Below are 18,425 nucleotides of genomic sequence, written 5' to 3' on the forward strand. Positions count from 1 at the left end.
TTTCACTTCCCCGCGTGATTTGCACCGGGCGTCAGGAGGGTGCCATTGGCGTCTCCCTGGTCCTGGACGCTCTCGCTTTTTCCATGGAAATGAGGAAACAGGATGTTTGGACGCTCAGGCTGGGATGCCGGTTCACTGCTGGGGGTGGAAATCGCCTCTTGCGCTGTCAGGGTGCTGCAACTGGAACGCCGGGAGGAGGGGCTTCGTGTGCGAGGCTGGGCGGTCGAGCCACTTCCGCGTGGGGCTGTGGCGGACGGTCGGGTGATTGACCATGAGGCGGTCGCCGCAGCCTTGATGCGCGCCTTTGCGCGCAGCGGCGCGAGCCGTCGCGAAGTTGCGCTGGCGGTGCCCGCCTCGGTGGTGATCCAGCATGCCGTGGCGATGCCGTCGGAGCTCGATGACGATGAAATCGACGAACGGCTGCGGGACGAGGCCGAGCAATTCATTCCCTTCGCGGTGGAAGAGGCCGCGCTCGATTACCAGGTATCTGCTGGTGCCCCGGGCTTCCTGAGCGTGGCGTTCACGGCTTGTCGCCAGGAGTGGCTGGACGGCATGGAAGCGGTCATGGACCTGGCCGGCTTGCGGGCACGGATCGTGGACATCGACAGTCACGCCTGGCAACGGGTGTTGAATCGCAAGCCGACAGGACTGGCGGCGGTGCTGCAACTGGAGGTGGATGGCTGGGTATTCCAGGCATTTGCCAAGGACGGTACGCCGTCGTTCAGCGAGCGCCATGTGCCCCTTGAGCCGCAACTGGAGAGGCTGGTCGAATTTGTTGACTTGTGCCTGCTACGTGAGCCGGGTGCGATGCCGGACCAGCTATGGCTCGCGGGTGCGCGTGCTGGCTGGGATGGTCTGGCCGGGCAACTGCGGCAGCGCCTTGGTGTGGTGACGCAGCCGTTCGATCCACTGGCGACATTGCTTGAGCCACAGCAGGGGGCCGCCGATCTGCGTCAGGCAGCGCCGATGCTGGGCGTGGCCTGTGGGCTGGCGCTACGAGGGTACGCCTGATGCACGCGGTCAATTTGTTGCCCTGGCGGGAATGGCGACGCCAGCGGGCGATCCGCGGCTTTCAATATGGGTTGCTGGCGGCGGTGCTGTTGGGCGGATTGCTGATGGTGGTCGTCTTCGGACTGCTCAATCAGCGACTCAACGCGCAATTGAAGGAAAACAGCCGCCTGGATGAACGGACTGCTGCGCTTGATGGCCCCATGGCTGAAGTCGAAGGCCTGGTGGTCCGGCGCGACGCGCTCATTGAGCAGCTAAACGAACTACAGGCGTTGCAGCGCCAAGGCCAATCCGGGGCTGAACTACTGACCCACCTGACGCGGATCGTGCCAGCGCAGGTGCGGCTCTATGGGCTGCAACTGGCCGGTGACGAACTGAGGCTGTCCGGGCTGGCCCGCTCGGGTTCCGACATCGCGCAACTGCTGCGCAATCTGGGGCAGTCACCTGGCTTGAGTGCTCCGGACCTCCAGGAAGTGAAGTCGTCCAGCCAGGGCGAGCGCTTTCAGATAGTGGTCAGCCTGCGCCCGGTTGCGGCTGTAGAACAGTCATGAACATGTCGCTGAGTGCCGGGCCGGTATGGTCGAGGCTGGTGAAGTGCTCCTGGCCAGTGAAGGCGCTGCTGATGGGCGGCTGCCTGTTGATCATTCCGCTGACGGGCTTCGTCATTCATGGGCGCGGTCTGGTCGAGCGCATTGAGCAGGCTGAAGCTATCCACAGTCAGTCGCAGTCCCGCTGGGAAGGTAGATCCGCGCTGGCGGCACGGCTGGAAGCGCATCAGGAGCAGGTGCGGCAACTTGAGGCCGAACTGGCGGGCAGTCGTCGCGAGTTGTTCGATGACGACGGCTTGGCGAGCCTGCTGCAAAACCTGACGCGCCTGGGTGTGGGGCTGACGTTCGAGCAGGTGACGGTCGAGGATGCCAGGACGCGGGAGCACCACGTCGAACTTCCCATCCAGGTGCAGGCCACGGGGGACTACTCGGCGTTACAAGGGTTTCTTTCGGGGCTTGCCGGGCTTGGCCGGCTGGTCGCGCTGCGGGAGTTGCATCTGGCGGCACCTGATGACCGTCCCTCCGGGCCGTTGCTTGTGCAACTGCGCCTCCAGGCTTACCGCGCTGCGCTGGTAGATACCTTGCCTGAGGTGTCGATGCTCCAGTCTGCGGAGCCTCGTGATCCGTTCACGGCCGCCGAGCTATTGGCGAGCGAGGCCGCGCCTTTGAAGAGGGTGACGATGGTCGGGTATCTGCGTGGTCAGCAAGGGCAGGTTGCGTTGGTCCGGGTCGGCGAGGTGCTTTATCCGCTGCGCGAGGGTGATCTGCTGGGGCCTGAACGGGTGGCGAGTATTGATGAGGGGCGGATCGAGTTGATCGCGCCGGAGGCGGCTGGACCGATCCCGCGCGTACTGCGTCTGGGGTCGGTGGCCGAGGGATGATTGGTGTGAAAGGAGACGGAATGAGCAGGATGTTCAGGTCCTTGGGGTTGTGCGTGCTGGTGCTGTTCTCGCACGTTGTCGGCGCGGTATCTGCGCCTGGAGGTCATAGCGGCAAGCCGCTTTCGCTGAATTTCCAGGATGTCGAGGTGCGAGCGGTGTTGCAGGTGCTGGCTGACTTCACCGGGGTCAATCTGGTGGTCAGCGACGCGGTGCAAGGCTCGGTGACACTGCGCTTGCAGGACGTGCCATGGGATCAGGCGCTCGATACGGTGCTGCGCAGCAAGGGTCTGGGCAAACGATTGGAGGGCAACGTGCTGATGGTGGCGCCGCTGGCGGAGTTGAACAATGCGGGGCTGCCATCATCCGGGGTGCGGGAGCAGGCCCTGCTACAGGTCAATCACGCCCGGGCCACGGATATCGCCGCATTGTTCCAGCCGCTGTTGCTGGGCAGCCCGGACGAAGCGCCCTGGGGTGCAATCAACGTCGATGAGCGCACCAATATGCTGATCACCAGCCAGAGTCCGGAGCGACTGGAAATCCTGCGCCAGTTGCTTGGGAAACTGGATGTTCCGGTCCGGCAGATCATGATCGAAGCCCGTATCGTCGAGGCGAATGTCGACTACGAGCGAGGATTGGGCGTGCGCTGGGGCGGCTCGCTGGCGGGCGGCAGGTTGAGCGGGTTGGGGGCTGAGGCGCCAACCTTTGTCGATTTGGGGCTGGACAAGGTGACCTCAGGCATCGACTTCGGTCTGGTGGGCGATGGCCGGCTGCTGGATCTGGAGTTGAACGCCATGGAGAAGTCCGGAAACGGTGAAATCATCTCCCAGCCCAAGGTCATGACCGCTGACAAGGAAACCGCGCGGATTCTCAAGGGTAGTGAGGTGCCCTATCAGGAGTCGGGGGCCAATGGCGCCACATCGATCACCTTTCGCGAAGCATCGCTGTCGCTGGAAGTCACGCCACAGATCATGCCCGGCGGGCGGGTGAGCATGCAGGTCAAGGTCACCAAGGACGAGCCGGACTACCTCAATCTTCAGGGCACGGTGCCGCCGATCCGCAAGAACGAGTTGAACGCGCGGGTGCAGATTGGGGATGGTCAGACCATTGTCATCGGTGGTGTGTACTCGACAACCCAAAGTAATGTGCAGGATAAGGTGCCATTTTTGGGCGATGTGCCGTATGTTGGGCGGCTGTTTCGTCGCTCCGCCATCATCGAGAAAAAATCCGAGCTGCTGGTCTTCCTGACTCCGCGTATCATGAATGACCAGGCGATTGCTGTGAGTCATTGATTCTGTGCGAAATTTGATACTTGTTGGGCCGATGGGTGCTGGCAAAAGCACCATCGGCCGCCTGCTGGCCAAAGAGCTACGCCTGCCATTCAAGGATTCCGATAAGGAAATTGAATTGCGCACGGGCGCCAATATCCCATGGATCTTCGACAAAGAAGGTGAGCCGGGTTTCCGTGACCGCGAGCAGGCCATGATCGCCGAGCTGTGCGCTGCCGACGGCGTTGTTCTTGCGACCGGTGGTGGCGCGGTAATGCGCGATGCCAACCGCAAGGCTCTGCACGATGGCGGCCGGGTGATCTACCTGCATGCTTCGGTTGAGCAGCAGGTGGGACGTACCGCCCGCGATCGCAATCGCCCCTTGCTGCGTACCGCGAATCCCGAGGAAACCCTGCGAGCGTTGCTGACGATGCGCGACCCGCTGTATCGGGAGATCGCCGACCTGGTGGTCGAAACCGACGAGCGGCCACCACGCATGGTGGTGCTGGACATTCTCGAGCGCTTGCAGAAGTTGCCGCCCCGTTAGCGCATGACTATCCTCGGCGACCAGTCATGCCGTGACAGGGCAATCCGTTATCGCGCAGGCCGAATGTTCGAGCCCGCGCCTTTGTTCTTTGTGGGGACACATGCAGACACTTAAGGTCGAACTGGGCGAACGCAGCTACCCGATCTACATCGGCGAGGGCCTGCTGGATCAACCCGAACTGCTGGCACCGCATATCGCGGGTCGGCAGGTCGCCATCGTTTCCAACGAGACCGTCGCGCCGCTGTACCTCGAACGCCTGAGCCGTACCCTTGGCGCTTACTCGGTATTGCCGGTGGTGCTGCCGGACGGCGAGTCCTTCAAGAACTGGGAAACCCTGCAACTGATCTTCGATGCCCTGCTCACCGCACGGCATGATCGCCGCACTACTGTGGTCGCCCTCGGTGGCGGCGTCATCGGTGACATGGCCGGCTTCGCCGCCGCCTGCTACCAGCGTGGCGTGGACTTCATCCAGGTTCCGACCACGCTGCTGTCCCAGGTTGACTCGTCCGTGGGCGGCAAGACCGGCATCAACCACCCGTTGGGCAAGAACATGGTTGGCGCCTTCTATCAGCCCAACGCGGTGCTGATCGATACCGACAGCCTGCGCACCTTGCCGGCGCGCGAGTTGTCCGCGGGGCTGGCGGAAGTGATCAAGTACGGGCTGATTTGCGACGAGCCTTTCCTTGGCTGGCTTGAAGAGCATGTCGATGCCCTGCGCAACGTCGATGCCGTTGCCCTGACCGAAGCCATCCGCCGCTCCTGCGCCGCCAAGGCCGCCGTGGTCGGGGCCGATGAGCGTGAGACCGGGGTGCGCGCTACGCTGAACCTCGGCCACACCTTCGGTCACGCTATCGAGACGCACATGGGCTATGGTGTCTGGCTGCATGGCGAAGCAGTGGCAGCCGGTACTGTCATGGCCCTGGAAATGTCCATGCGCCTTGGCTGGATCAGCCAGCAGGAACGCGACCGTGGCATTCGCCTGCTGCAGCGCGCCGGGTTGCCGGTGGTACCGCCGGAGGAAATGACACCGGCGCAGTTCATGCAACACATGTCGGTGGACAAAAAAGTGCTCGATGGCCGTCTGCGTCTGGTTTTGCTGCGTCACATGGGCGAGGCCGTGGTAACCGACGACTATCCGCAAGAGATTCTTCAGGCCACGCTGGCGGCGGATTACCGCGCAATCGTGGCCCAGCTTTGAGGTTGATGAGAGTCCGATGACCAGTTTGCATGCCGACGAGGCCTTTCTCGGCCACTATCAGTTGAATCACGACCCCTTCGCCGCTCGCGTCCCCGGGTTCAAATTCTTCCCCGCCCAGCGCAAGCCGGTCCTGGGGCAACTGCACCACCTCGCCCGTTATAGCCAGTTGCTGCTGGTAGTGACCGGCCCGCAAGGCGCCGGCAAGACCTTGCTGCGCCAGGCCCTGGTGGCCAGCACCAACAAGCAGTCGGTGCAGAGCGTGGTGGTTTCTGCTCGCAGCGCCAGCGATGCGGCCGGCGTTCTCGCCCAGGTGGCGCAATCGCTGGGCGTGGCCAAGGCCGAAGTGCCGCTGATTCTCGCCCAGGTGGTGCAACTGGGCCTGACCGGCCAGGAAGTCTATTTGCTGGTCGACGATGCGGAACAACTTGGCGAGTCGGCACTCCAAGCGTTGCTGGAACTGGCGGCGGGCACCGCGGAAGGTCGCCCCCACGTGTTCCTGTTCGGCGAGCCGTCACTGATCGCCGGCCTGGAAGCGCTGGAAATCGAGGAAGAGCGTTTTCATGTCATCGAGCTGCAACCCTACACCGAAGACGAGACCCGGGAGTACCTGGAGCAACGTCTGGAAGGTGCGGGGCGTGGCATCGAGGTGTTCACCAGTGAGCAGGTCGTCGATATTCACCACAACTCCGACGGCTGGCCTGGGGCTATCAACCAGGTCGCCCGCGATACCTTGATCGAAGCCATGATCGCCAGCCGCTCGACGGCGAAGCGACCATCTGTGGGGTTCTCTATGCCGAAGAAACATGTGCTGGCGCTGTCTGCCGTAGTAGTGATCGCTGTCGGCGCCGCCGTGCTGATGCCGAAGAAAGGCGACCAGCCGAAGACCGGTGCACCCGCCGAGCAGGCGCAACTGCCGCTGGGGCAGGGGCAGCCGAGCAATGCACAGTCGAACAATGGCGGCCCTGCGATCGAGTTCGCCGGCTCGTCGCAGCCAATGCCGCTGCCGCTGGTAGGCCAGTCGCAACCGGTAATGCGCGGCCCGCTGGCTGAAGCGGCCGGCATGAGTGAGGGCGAAGAGTCCGGTCCTGCCGGCAACACTGCGCTGCAACCACCAACGGTGACCACCATCGCACCTCCTGCGGGCGCGGTAGCAGGTCCAGCGCCGACCCCGGCTCAGCCGATCCAGCCATCCCAGACCATCGCCTCCGCACAGCCGGTTGCGCCTGCTCACCAGCCTGTCGCTCCGGCGGTGGCCAAGCCGGTTGCACCTGCGCCCAAGCCCGTGACTGAAGTGGCGACTGCCAAGCCCGCTGTTCCTGCCGTGAAACCTGCGGAAAAACCCGCTGCCAAGCCGGCTGCGGCACCTGCCGGTACGGCCGGTGGTGGCTGGTATGCCTCGCAAGCGCCGGGTAACTACGTTGTGCAGATCCTCGGCACCAGCTCTGAAGCCACCGCCCAGGCCTACGTGAAAGCCGAGGGTGGCGACTATCGCTACTTCAAGAAAAACCTTCAGGGCAAGCCGCTCTACGTCGTGACCTACGGCAACTTCTCCAGCCGCGATGCAGCCCTCAATGCAATCAAGGCCTTGCCAGCCAAGGTCCAGGCTGGTAAACCTTGGCCTCGCACTGTCGCCAGCGTCCAACAAGACCTGTCGACCCGCTGAAATAGCTCGGTGGCACTACCCCCGCCACCTGCTGAGCGACTCCTGAACCCAAGTCAAGCCTGCTGCGTCGAACGCGGCAGGCTTTTCTGTCCCAGACTGCCGGCCACAAGCTCGTGTTGCAGTCCAGGCTGAAACGCTTCAGACTCGAGCATCGCTGTTACCACGGCATTCGCTTAAAAACATTCAAAAATGCGACATGGATTTTCGCTGATTCGTCAGCAAATTTGTGGGCGTCCCTGTCGCTGTGCAACAATGGCACCCGTATTGCCCCCGCAAAGCTGGCGTTCGTTCGGCGTGGATGGTAAGTGGTTGTATTAAAAAGAGATTTGCCTTTGTGAGAGGCGAACCTGGTGAGAATGTGTCTATGAAAACAGGTCTGTACCATCCCGAAGAATTCAAGGACAACTGTGGTTTTGGCCTGATCGCCCATATGACGGGCGAACCCAGCCACCACCTTTTGCAAACGGCTATTGAAGCCCTGACCTGCATGACCCACCGCGGTGGGATCAACGCCGACGGCAAGACCGGCGACGGTTGCGGTCTGCTGATGCAGAAGCCCGATGCGTTCCTGCGCGCAGTCGCCAAGGCGCAATTCGGCAACGAGCTGCCCAAGCAGTACGCCGTGGGCATGGTGTTCTTCAATCAGAACGACGCCAAAGCCGAAGCCGCGCGCGAAAACATGAACCGCGAGATCCTCGCTGCCGGCCTGCAATTGGTGGGCTGGCGCAAGGTTCCGATCGACACCAGCGTTCTCGGCCGCCTCGCCCTCGAGCGTCTGCCGCAGATCGAACAGGTATTCGTCGGCGGTGAAGGCCTGAGCGATCAGGAATTCGCCATCAAGCTGTTCAGTGCCCGTCGCCGCTCTTCGGTCGCCAACGCCGAAGACACCGACCACTACATCTGCAGCTTTTCGCACAAGACCATCATTTATAAAGGCCTGATGATGCCGGCGGACCTCGCCGCCTTCTATCCGGACCTCAGTGACGAGCGCCTGCAGACCGCGATCTGCGTGTTCCACCAGCGCTTCTCCACCAACACCCTGCCGAAGTGGCCGCTGGCGCAGCCCTTCCGCTTCCTCGCCCACAACGGCGAGATCAACACCATCACCGGTAACCGCAACTGGGCCCAGGCCCGTCGCACCAAGTTCGAGAACGAACTGATTCCGGACCTGGAAGAGCTGGGCCCGCTGGTCAACCGCGTCGGCTCCGACTCGTCCTCGATGGACAACATGCTCGAACTGATGGTCACCGGTGGCATCGACCTGTTCCGTGGCGTGCGGATGATCATTCCGCCAGCGTGGCAGAACGTCGAGACCATGGACGCCGACCTGCGTGCCTTCTACGAATACAACTCCATGCACATGGAGCCGTGGGACGGTCCTGCCGGCGTGGTGATGACCGAAGGTCGCCACGCGGTCTGCCTGCTCGACCGTAACGGCCTGCGCCCGGCGCGCTGGGTCACCACCAAGAACGGCTACATCACCCTGGCGTCGGAAATCGGTGTGTGGGACTACAAGCCTGAAGACGTCATCGCCAAGGGCCGTGTCGGCCCGGGCCAGATCTTTGCCGTGGACACCGAAACCGGCCAGATCCTCGACACCGACGCCATCGACAACCGCCTCAAGTCGCGCCATCCGTACAAGCGCTGGCTGCGCCAGAATGCCCTGCGCATCCAGGCCGACCTGAGCGACGACCAAGGCGCGGCGAGCTACGACAGCGACCAGCTCAAGCAATACATGAAGATGTTCCAGGTCACCTTCGAAGAGCGTGACCAGGTACTGCGTCCGCTCGGCGAGCAGGGCCAGGAAGCCGTGGGTTCCATGGGCGACGACACGCCGATGGCGATCCTGTCGCAGCGCGTGCGTTCGACCTACGACTACTTCCGCCAGCAGTTCGCGCAGGTGACCAACCCGCCGATCGACCCGCTGCGTGAAGCCATCGTCATGTCGCTGGAGATCTGCCTCGGTGCCGAGCGCAACATCTTCCAGGAATCGCCTGAGCATGCTTCACGGGTGATCCTCAGCTCGCCGGTCATCTCGCCGGCCAAGTGGCGTTCGCTGATGAACCTCGACCGCCCTGGCTTCGAGCGTCATGTCATCGACCTCAACTACGAAGAAAGCCTGGGTCTGGAAGCTGCGGTGCGCAACATCGCCGACCAGGCCGAGGAAGCCGTGCGCGGCGGCAAGACCCAACTGGTGCTGACCGACCGTCACATCGCGCCGGGCAAGCTGCCGGTTCACGCCTCGCTCGCTGTGGGCGCCGTGCACCACCGCCTGACCGAAAAAGGCCTGCGTTGCGACAGCAACATCCTGGTGGAAACCGCCACTGCTCGTGACCCGCATCACTTCGCTGTGCTGCTCGGCTTCGGTGCCTCGGCGGTCTACCCGTACCTGGCCTACGAAGTGCTGGCCGACCTGATCCGTACCGGCGAAGTGCTGGGCGATCTGGACGAAGTCTTCAAGTACTACCGCAAAGGCATCTCCAAGGGCCTGCTGAAGATCCTGTCGAAGATGGGCATCTCCACCATTGGCTCGTACCGCGGCGCGCAACTGTTCGAAGCGGTTGGCCTGTCGGAAGAAGTGGTCAACCTGAGCTTCCGTGGCGTTCCGAGCCGCCTGAAAGGCGCACGCTTCGTCGACATCGAGAACGAGCAGAAACTGCTCGCCGTCGAAGCCTGGAGCCCGCGCAAGCCGATCCAGCAGGGCGGTCTGCTGAAATTCGTCCACGGTGGCGAATACCACGCCTACAACCCGGATGTGGTCAACACCCTGCAAGCCGCCGTGCAACAAGGCGACTACGAGAAGTTCAAGGAATACACCGCGCTGGTGGACAACCGTCCGGTGTCGATGATCCGCGACCTGCTCAAGGTGAAGACCGCTGACCAGGCGCTGGACCTGAGCGAAATCGAACCGCTGCAAGCGATCCTGCAACGCTTCGACTCCGCCGGTATCTCCCTGGGCGCGCTGTCGCCGGAAGCCCACGAAGCGCTGGCCGAGGCAATGAACCGCCTGGGCGCGCGTTCCAACTCCGGTGAGGGCGGCGAAGACCCGGCCCGCTACGGCACCATCCGCAGCTCGAAAATCAAACAGGTCGCCACCGGTCGTTTCGGTGTCACCCCCGAGTACCTGGTCAACGCCGAAGTGCTGCAGATCAAGGTCGCTCAAGGCGCCAAGCCGGGCGAGGGTGGTCAACTGCCAGGCGGCAAGGTCAACGGCCTGATCGCCAAGCTGCGCTACGCGGTTCCGGGCGTGACCCTGATTTCGCCTCCGCCGCACCATGACATCTACTCGATCGAAGACCTGTCGCAACTGATCTTCGACCTCAAGCAGGTCAACCCGCAGGCGCTGGTATCGGTCAAGCTGGTGGCGGAAGCCGGTGTCGGCACCATCGCCGCCGGTGTGGCCAAAGCCTACGCCGACCTCATCACCATCTCCGGTTATGACGGTGGTACCGGTGCTTCGCCGCTGACCTCGATCAAGTACGCCGGCGCCCCGTGGGAACTGGGCCTGGCTGAAACTCACCAGACCCTGCGCGGCAACGACTTGCGCGGCAAGGTCCGGGTCCAGACCGACGGCGGCCTGAAAACCGGCCTCGACGTGATCAAGGCGGCCATCCTGGGCGCCGAGAGCTTCGGCTTCGGCACCGCGCCGATGATCGCCCTGGGCTGCAAATACCTGCGCATCTGCCACCTGAACAACTGCGCCACCGGCGTAGCGACCCAGAACGACAAGCTGCGCAAGGACCACTACATCGGTACCGTCGACATGGTGGTGAACTTCTTCACCTACATCGCCGAAGAAACCCGTGAGTGGCTGGCCCGCCTGGGCGTGCGCAGCCTCGGTGAGCTGATCGGCCGTACCGATCTGCTGGAAATGCTGCCGGGCGAAACCGAGAAGCAGAAACACCTCGACCTCAGCCCGCTGCTGGGCAGCCCGCACGTGCCGGCCGACAAGCCGCAGTTCTGCGAAGTTGACCGCAACCCGCCGTTCGACAAGGGCGCGCTGGCCGAGAAGATGGTGCAGATGGCCCTTCCGGCGATCCGCGATCTGAGCGGCGGCGAATTCGATCTGGATATCTGCAACTGCGACCGTTCCATCGGCGCGCGGATTTCCGGCGAGATCGCCCGTCTGCATGGCAACCAGGGCATGGCCAAGGCACCGATCACCTTCCGCTTCAAGGGTACTGCTGGTCAGAGCTTCGGCGTGTGGAACGCCGGTGGCCTGAACATGCACCTGGAAGGTGACGCCAACGACTACGTCGGCAAAGGCATGACCGGTGGCAAGCTGACCATCGTGCCGCCAGCCGGCAGCCCGTTTGCCACCCAGGACAGCGCCATTATCGGCAACACCTGCCTGTATGGCGCCACTGGCGGCAAGTTGTTCGCCGCCGGTACCGCAGGCGAGCGTTTCGCCGTGCGCAACTCCGGTGCCCACACCATCGTCGAAGGCACCGGCGATCACTGCTGCGAATACATGACCGGTGGTTTTGTCTGCGTTCTGGGCAAGACCGGCTACAACTTCGGTTCCGGCATGACGGGCGGTTTCGCCTACGTGCTGGACATGGACAACAGCTTCGTCGACAAGCTCAACCATGAACTGGTGGAAATCCAGCGGATCACCGGCGAGGCGATGGAGGCTTACCGCAGCCATCTGCACCGCGTGCTGACCGAGTACGTCGAAGAAACCGGAAGCGAATGGGGCCGCGAGCTCTGGGAAAACCTGGACGACTACGTTCGCCGCTTCTGGCTGGTCAAGCCGAAGGCGGCAAACCTGAAGAACCTGCTCTCCAGCACCCGGGCCAACCCGCAATAAGCAGCTGCAAGTGGCAAGCCTCAAGCTGCAAGTAAAAGCAGTACGAGGTTTGCCTGGCAACGTGATCGTCTTGCGGCTTGCAGCTAATAGCTTGCAGCTGCTGTTAAGAGGTTTAGAAAAATGGCTGAACGTCTGAGTAATGACTTCCAGTTCATCGAAGTCGGGCGCAAGGATCCAAAGAAGAAGCTGCTGCGCCAGCGCAAGAAAGAGTTCGTGGAAATCTACGAGCCTTTCAAACCCCAACAGTCGGCCGAACAGGCCCACCGTTGCCTGGGTTGCGGTAACCCGTACTGCGAGTGGAAGTGCCCGGTGCACAACTTCATCCCCAACTGGTTGAAGCTGGTCTCTGAAGGCAACATCCTTGCGGCCGCGGAACTGTCGCACCAGACCAACACCCTGCCGGAAGTCTGCGGTCGCGTCTGTCCGCAGGACCGTCTCTGCGAAGGTGCATGCACCCTCAATGACGGCTTCGGCGCGGTCACCATCGGCTCGGTGGAGAAGTACATCACTGACACCGCCTTCGCCATGGGCTGGCGTCCGGACATGTCCAAGGTCAAGCCGACCGGCAAGCGCGTCGCCATTGTTGGCGCCGGTCCTGCTGGCCTGGGCTGCGCCGACATCCTGGTGCGCGGCGGCGTGACCCCGGTGGTGTTCGACAAGAACCCGGAAATCGGTGGCCTGCTGACCTTCGGCATCCCCGAGTTCAAGCTGGAAAAGACCGTGCTGAGCAATCGCCGCGAAGTCTTCTCGGGCATGGGTATCGAGTTCCGTCTGAACACCGAGGTGGGCAAGGACGTGACCATGGAACAACTGCTCGAAGAATTCGATGCGGTGTTCATGGGCATGGGTACCTACACCTACATGAAGGGCGGCTTCCCGGGCGAAGACCTGCCGGGCGTGCATGACGCGCTGGACTTCCTGATCGCCAACGTCAACCGCAACCTGGGCTTTGAAAAGTCGCCGGAAGATTTCGTCGACATGAAGGGCAAGAAGGTCGTGGTGCTGGGCGGTGGTGACACCGCGATGGACTGCAACCGCACCTCCATCCGCCAGGGCGCCAAAGCTGTGACCTGTGCGTACCGCCGCGACGAAGCGAACATGCCTGGCTCGCGCAAAGAGGTGAAGAACGCCAAGGAAGAAGGCGTGAAATTCCTCTACAACCGCCAGCCGATCGCCATCGTTGGCGAAGACAAGGTCGAAGGCGTGAAAGTGGTCGAGACCCGTCTCGGCGAACCGGACGCCCGCGGCCGCCGCAGCCCTGAGCCGATCCCGGGCTCCGAAGAGATCATCCCGGCAGACGCCGTGGTCATCGCCTTCGGCTTCCGTCCGAGCCCGGCGCCATGGTTCGAACAGTTCGGTATCCAGACCGACAGCCAGGGCCGCGTGGTCGCTCCCGAGAAGGGCGCGTTCAAGCACCAGACCAGCAACCCGAAGATCTTCGCCGGTGGCGACATGGTCCGCGGTTCCGACCTGGTGGTAACGGCAATCTTCGAAGGCCGCAACGCGGCGGAAGGGATTCTCGACTACCTGGGCGTCTGATTTACCACTGGGCGCAACAATAAAAACTATTGACCCAGGGCACTCTGATAGACAAAAGGCACGGTAACCACCGTGCCTTTTCTTTGCCTGTCTGAGAAAATGCCCGCACTTTTTTTCCGGATGCCGACATGACTGCCTTGAAGAACGATCGTTTCCTGCGCGCCCTGCTCAAGCAACCCGTAGACGTCACCCCGGTGTGGATGATGCGCCAGGCCGGCCGCTACCTGCCGGAGTACCGCGCCAGCCGCGCCAAGGCCGGTGATTTCATGAGCCTGTGCATGAACCCTCAATTCGCCTGCGAAGTGACCCTGCAGCCGCTGGACCGCTACCCGCTGGACGCCGCGATCCTCTTCTCCGACATCCTCACCATCCCCGATGCCATGGGCCAGGGCCTGTACTTCGAGACCGGCGAAGGTCCACGCTTCAAGAAAGTCGTCAGCACCCTGGCCGACATCGAGGCGCTGCCGATTCCTGATCCGCAGAAAGACCTGGGCTACGTGATGGACGCGGTCAGCACCATCCGCCGCGAACTGAATGGCCGTGTACCGCTGATCGGTTTCTCCGGCAGCCCGTGGACCCTGGCGACCTACATGGTCGAAGGCGGCTCGTCGAAAGACTTCCGCAAGACCAAGGCCATGCTCTACGACAACCCACAAGCCATGCACCTGCTGCTGGACAAGCTGGCGCAGTCGGTCACCAGCTACCTCAACGGCCAGATCCTCGCCGGTGCGCAAGCGGTGCAGATCTTCGACACCTGGGGCGGCAACCTGTCGGCGGCGGCGTACCAGGAGTTCTCCCTGGCCTACATGCGCAAGATCGTCAGCGGCCTGATCCGCGAGCACGAAGGGCGCAAAGTGCCGGTGATCCTCTTCACCAAGAACGGCGGCATGTGGCTGGAAAGCATCGCCGAGGCCGGCGCCGACGCGCTGGGCCTGGACTGGACCTGTGAAATCAGCGACGCGCGTCGCCGCGTCGGTGACAAGGTCGCGCTGCAGGGCAACATGGACCCGACCGTGCTCTACGCCAAGCCGGAAGCCATCCGTGCCGAAGTGGCGCGCATCCTCGCCAGCTACGGCCATGGTACGGGCCACGTGTTCAACCTCGGCCACGGCATCACCCCGGAAGTCGATCCTGAGCATGCGGGTGCGTTCATCAACGCGGTGCATGAGCTGTCAGCTCAGTACCACCAGTAAAAGCGAAACGCCCGGCACGAGCCGGGCGTTTTTTGTGCGGATTAAGTTTCAATTCAGGCGTGCCCGGTAATCTGATCCCATCAAAACCTGCCAAGGATCAGAACCATGAAAACCCGTTACCTCGCCCTTATCCTCGCCCCTCTGTTCAGCACCGCAGCCCTAGCGGCTGGCGCCGGCTATACCGGCCCGGGTGCGCAATCCGTCACCACCGTGGCTGCGGCCAACGAGGCTGCCGATGACACCCCGGTAGTGCTGACCGGTTATGTGATCAAGAAGGTCAACAACGACGACAAGTACGAGTTCAAGGACAACACCGGCAGCATCACCGTCGAAATCGACAACGAAGACCTGCCGCCAGTGGCGTTCAATGACAAGACCAAGGTCAAGCTCACGGGTGAGGTGGAGAAGCACCTGATGTCGCGGGAGATTGATGTGGATGTGGTTGAGATCGTGAACTGATCTGGAGGCCTCATCGCTGGCAAGCCAGCTCCCACAGGGCAGTGCAACTCTTAAGGCTTGCGCTGAACCTGTGGGAGCTGGCTTGCCAGCGATGCTTTCTATCTATGCAGTCTTCGGCGGCAGCTTGCTCAGATACACCGCCACACCCAGCGCCACCACCAGCAAGCTACCGATAAACACCCCGATCCCATTCCACCCGGCGTAATGCCACGCCACCCCGCCGGCCGTCCCCGCCACGCTCGACCCCGCGTAGTAACTGAACAGGTACAGCGACGAGGCCTGCCCCTTGGCCTTCAGCGCGCGCCGTCCAATCCAGCTACTGGCTACCGAGTGGGCGCCGAAGAAGCCGAAGGTGAACACCAGCATGCCGACGATCACCAGCGGCAACGGGGTGAACAGGGTCATCAGCATGCCGCTGAACATCAGCACGATGGTGCCCCAGAACACTCTGCGCCGGCCCAGCTTGTCCGCCAGCGCACCAATCTGCGCCGAGCTGTAGATACCCGACAGGTAGACGATCGACAGCAGCCCCACCAGCGCCTGACTCATGTGATAAGGCTCGGCCAGCAGGCGGTAGCCGATGTAGTTGAACAGGGTGACGAACGCACCCATCAGCAAGAAGGCTTCAAGGAACAGCCACGGCAGACCGGCGTCGCGAAAGTGCAGGACGAAACCGTCCAGCAGGCTGCGCGGGTTCATCGAGCGGGCGCGGAAGTTGCGCGACTCGGGGAGGACCTTCCAGAACACCGCCGCCGCAATCAGGGCCAGGCCGCCGATCACCAGCATCGCCATGTGCCAACTGACGAAGTCGATCAGCACGCCGGTAATCAGCCGGCCACTCATGCCGCCAATGGCGTTGCCGCCGATGTACAGGCCCATGGCCAGGCCAATGTGTTGCGGGTGAATCTCTTCGCTCAGGTAGGTCATGGCCACCGCGGCCAGCCCGCTCAGCGACAGCCCCACCAGCGCACGCATTGCCAGCACGCCCTCCCAGGTCGGCATCAGTGCGCTGGCGAGTGTGCAAAGCGCGGCGCAGAACAGCGCGAAGACCATCACCGGCTTGCGCCCGATACGGTCGGAAATTGGCCCGGTAATCAGCAGGCCGAATGCCAGCAAGCCGGTGGACACCGACAGCACCAGGCTGCTCTGCGCGGCATTGATGGAAAACTCTTTCGACAGCAGCGGCATCATCGGCTGCACGCAGTAGAGCAGGGCGAAGGTAGCGAAGCCGCCGCAGAACAGCGCCAGCACCGTGCGCATAAAGGCCGGGGTGCCTTTTTCGATCCAGATGTCTTGCAGCGTGGTGGCCGCGTCATTGAGCGGAGCGGGGGGAACTTCGTGGGCGTGTGGCGCGACAGCAGTTTTCACGGAAACCTCGGCGGGGTGCGGCCTCGGGGGCAACTGCAAAAAAGCATATAGCTGGCTAATGATCATTTCCAATATATTGTTCGACCTGTTTAAGAGGTTTTACGACCTATTGGAGTCCCCATGGAATTGCGCCACCTGCGTTACTTCATCGCTGTCGCCGAAGAGCTGCATTTTGGCCGGGCCGCGCAGGTGCTGGGGATATCCCAACCGCCGTTGAGCCAGCAGATCCAGGCGCTGGAGCAGGAACTGGGCGCGCGCTTGTTCGAGCGCACCAACCGACGAGTGGAGCTGAGCGAGGCGGGCCGGCTGTTTCTAGAAGAGGCTCGCCAGGTGCTTGCGCAGGTGGACAAGGCCGCCGACGTGGCGCGCCGCGCGCAGTTGGGTGAGCTGGGTGAAATGAAGATCGGCTTCACCTCGTCGGCGCCGTTCAATTCCAGCATTCCCAAGGCCATCTACAGTTTTCGCCAGCGTTTTCCGGCGGTGCACCTGAACCTCAAGGAGATGAGCAGCCGTGATGTCGCCGATGCGCTGCTCGACGAACGCATCGAAGTGGGCCTGATGCGGCCGTTGCCGTTGCCGGACAGCTTGATCGCCACCGAACTGTTCCGCGAGCCGCTGGTGGCGGTGCTCAACGCCGCCCATCCGCTGGCGCAGGGCAGCGAGCAGGGCGTGCACCTGGCGGACCTGGCCCACGAACCCTTCGTATTTTTCCCCCGCAGTTACGGCAGCGGCCTGCACGCGCAGTTGCTCAGCCTGGCCCGGCAGGCCGGATTCAGCCCGCACTTTGCCCAAGAAGCCGGCGAGGTGATGACCATCATCGGGCTGGTGTCGGCGGGGTTGGGGGTGTCGGTGTTGCCGGCGTCGTTCCAGCGCATGCGGATCGACGGGGTGGTCTACCGCACGCTGCTGGATGCCGAGGCGGTGACGGCGGTGTGGCTGGTGCAGCGCCGGGAGCAGGCATCGGCGATGGCCGGGGCCTTCGTCGAGCTGCTCACCCGGAAAACGTGACGGCTATCAGTCGACGCGGGACAGGTCGCCCTTGATCGCGACACCGGCCATGACGGCGCCAGCGTGGCATTCGTAGGTGGTGGCGTCTTTACGCTCGTTCTTCTTGTAGTAGCTGGCGATGTTGGTCACGGCGTTGGCGTTCACCTTCTTCGCGGCGTCCTGCATGGTCAGCAAAGCCGATTGCAGGGCCCATTCGCAGGCCGCTTCGTCGCTCTTGTTGAAGGCGTTGGTCTTCTTGTTGGTGACCGAATTCGGGCTCACCACGGTGACCTTGCCCCGTGGCTGCACGCCGGCCAGGTAGAACTTCACCGAGCCGTCCAGTTTCTTCTCGGCGGTCATCTGCTGGACGACTTTCTCGAAGGGCAGGAATAGCTGGGTATCACGCGCCTGGCTCAGGCCTGGCAGGGCGCAGAGCAGCAGGGCGGTAGTGGCGGTCCAGGTTTTCAGACGCATCTATGTCTCTCCTTGATTAGTGAGCGGTGCTCGATTGTTGTTCACTGACGGCGCGCTGAACCATGCGGTCGGTCTCGATGCGTTTCAGCGCGCGCAGGATGCTCTTGTCCAGGTTCTTGACCCAGCGGTTGTAGTTGCGGTGGATCTTGCCGTCCTTGTAGTCCATCTCGCGGCTGTCGCGGTAGTCGATGCGATAGTTGCTGAGGCTGTAGGTGATATCGACGCGGGCGTAGTACATGTTGCGCACCAGGATATCGGCCTGGATCACCTCGTCGCCGATGTTGCGCACGGTCCAGCCGCGCTCGGCGGCGCCGGTCAGGATGGCTTTCTTGATCTCTTCATGGCTGTAGGTGTGGCCGACCACCAGCAGTTCTTTCGGGGTCAGCAGGGGTTTGGTCGTGCAGCCGGCGAGGCCGATCAGAACCAGGCCCATCAGGGCCGCGCGAATGAGTGAAGACATTCCTTTTTCTCCAGGTGTTGTCAGG

15 protein-coding genes are annotated in these 18,425 nt (G+C 62.7%); 12 read left to right on the forward strand and 3 right to left on the reverse strand.

Features of this window, described 5'->3' with window-relative positions; all coding sequences use genetic code 11:
* Positions 1-102 precede the first annotated feature (102 nt).
* The 11 genes from pilM to DM374_RS13895 all read left to right on the forward strand — a co-directional run bounded on the left by pilM (position 103) and on the right by DM374_RS13895 (position 15,111).
* Positions 103-1,011: a type IV pilus biogenesis protein PilM gene (gene pilM, locus DM374_RS13845; protein ID WP_110970342.1), complete on the forward strand. Its 909-nt coding sequence runs from the start codon at positions 103-105 to the stop codon at positions 1,009-1,011.
* Positions 1,011-1,559, forward strand: a complete 549-nt coding sequence (locus tag DM374_RS13850; RefSeq protein WP_110970343.1) for a PilN domain-containing protein — start codon at positions 1,011-1,013, stop codon at positions 1,557-1,559. Before pilM ends, DM374_RS13850 begins: the two co-directional genes overlap by 1 nt.
* Entirely contained in the window at positions 1,556-2,437 is an 882-nt protein-coding gene (gene pilO / locus DM374_RS13855; protein WP_110970344.1) for a type 4a pilus biogenesis protein PilO, read from the forward strand. The genes DM374_RS13850 and pilO overlap by 4 nt, the downstream gene beginning before the upstream one ends.
* A gap of 20 nt (positions 2,438-2,457) precedes the next feature.
* Positions 2,458-3,726, forward strand: a complete 1,269-nt coding sequence (locus tag DM374_RS13860; RefSeq protein ID WP_177431556.1) for a type IV pilus secretin PilQ — start codon at positions 2,458-2,460, stop codon at positions 3,724-3,726.
* 4 nt (positions 3,727-3,730) lie between these two features.
* Positions 3,731-4,249 (forward strand): shikimate kinase AroK, encoded by a 519-nt coding sequence (aroK, locus tag DM374_RS13865; protein WP_095156321.1) that lies wholly within the window; start codon positions 3,731-3,733, stop codon positions 4,247-4,249.
* Between the two features lie 100 nt (positions 4,250-4,349).
* Positions 4,350-5,447: a 3-dehydroquinate synthase gene (gene aroB / locus DM374_RS13870; protein ID WP_110970345.1), complete on the forward strand. Its 1,098-nt coding sequence runs from the start codon at positions 4,350-4,352 to the stop codon at positions 5,445-5,447.
* Between the two features lie 16 nt (positions 5,448-5,463).
* Complete coding sequence (locus DM374_RS13875; protein WP_110970346.1) at positions 5,464-7,110, forward strand: SPOR domain-containing protein; 1,647 nt, start codon at positions 5,464-5,466, stop codon at positions 7,108-7,110.
* 364 nt (positions 7,111-7,474) lie between these two features.
* A complete protein-coding gene (gltB, locus tag DM374_RS13880; RefSeq protein WP_110970347.1) occupies positions 7,475-11,920 on the forward strand; it encodes a glutamate synthase large subunit in 4,446 nt (1,481 codons plus the stop codon).
* 120 nt (positions 11,921-12,040) lie between these two features.
* Positions 12,041-13,459 carry an FAD-dependent oxidoreductase gene (locus DM374_RS13885; RefSeq protein WP_110970348.1) on the forward strand — a complete coding sequence of 473 codons (1,419 nt, stop codon included), beginning with the start codon at positions 12,041-12,043 and terminating at the stop codon, positions 13,457-13,459.
* Between the two features lie 128 nt (positions 13,460-13,587).
* Positions 13,588-14,652, forward strand: a complete 1,065-nt coding sequence (gene hemE / locus DM374_RS13890) for a uroporphyrinogen decarboxylase (protein ID WP_110970349.1) — start codon at positions 13,588-13,590, stop codon at positions 14,650-14,652.
* Between the two features lie 105 nt (positions 14,653-14,757).
* On the forward strand, positions 14,758-15,111 hold the full coding sequence (locus tag DM374_RS13895) for a NirD/YgiW/YdeI family stress tolerance protein (protein ID WP_110970350.1): 354 nt from the start codon (positions 14,758-14,760) through the stop codon (positions 15,109-15,111).
* Between the two features lie 102 nt (positions 15,112-15,213).
* On the opposite strand, the gene DM374_RS13900 is transcribed toward DM374_RS13895, so the two are convergent.
* Positions 15,214-16,479: an MFS transporter gene (locus DM374_RS13900; protein ID WP_110970351.1), complete on the reverse strand. Its 1,266-nt coding sequence runs from the start codon at positions 16,477-16,479 to the stop codon at positions 15,214-15,216.
* Positions 16,480-16,599: 120 nt separating this feature from the next.
* On the opposite strand from DM374_RS13900, the gene DM374_RS13905 reads away from it, so the two are divergent.
* On the forward strand, positions 16,600-17,487 hold the full coding sequence (locus tag DM374_RS13905) for a LysR family transcriptional regulator (protein WP_110970352.1): 888 nt from the start codon (positions 16,600-16,602) through the stop codon (positions 17,485-17,487).
* 6 nt (positions 17,488-17,493) lie between these two features.
* Here the strand turns inward: DM374_RS13905 and DM374_RS13910 are convergent, their stop codons facing one another.
* Both DM374_RS13910 and DM374_RS13915 read right to left on the reverse strand, forming a co-directional pair.
* The gene (locus DM374_RS13910; protein WP_110970353.1) at positions 17,494-17,940 is read right to left on the reverse strand and encodes an excinuclease; all 447 of its coding nucleotides are present in this window, start codon (positions 17,938-17,940) and stop codon (positions 17,494-17,496) included.
* A gap of 16 nt (positions 17,941-17,956) precedes the next feature.
* Positions 17,957-18,400 (reverse strand): hypothetical protein, encoded by a 444-nt coding sequence (locus tag DM374_RS13915; RefSeq protein ID WP_110970354.1) that lies wholly within the window; start codon positions 18,398-18,400, stop codon positions 17,957-17,959.
* Positions 18,401-18,425: the final 25 nt, after the last annotated feature.

Source organism: Pseudomonas huaxiensis, from assembly GCF_003231275.1.
Lineage (GTDB): Bacteria > Pseudomonadota > Gammaproteobacteria > Pseudomonadales > Pseudomonadaceae > Aquipseudomonas > Aquipseudomonas huaxiensis.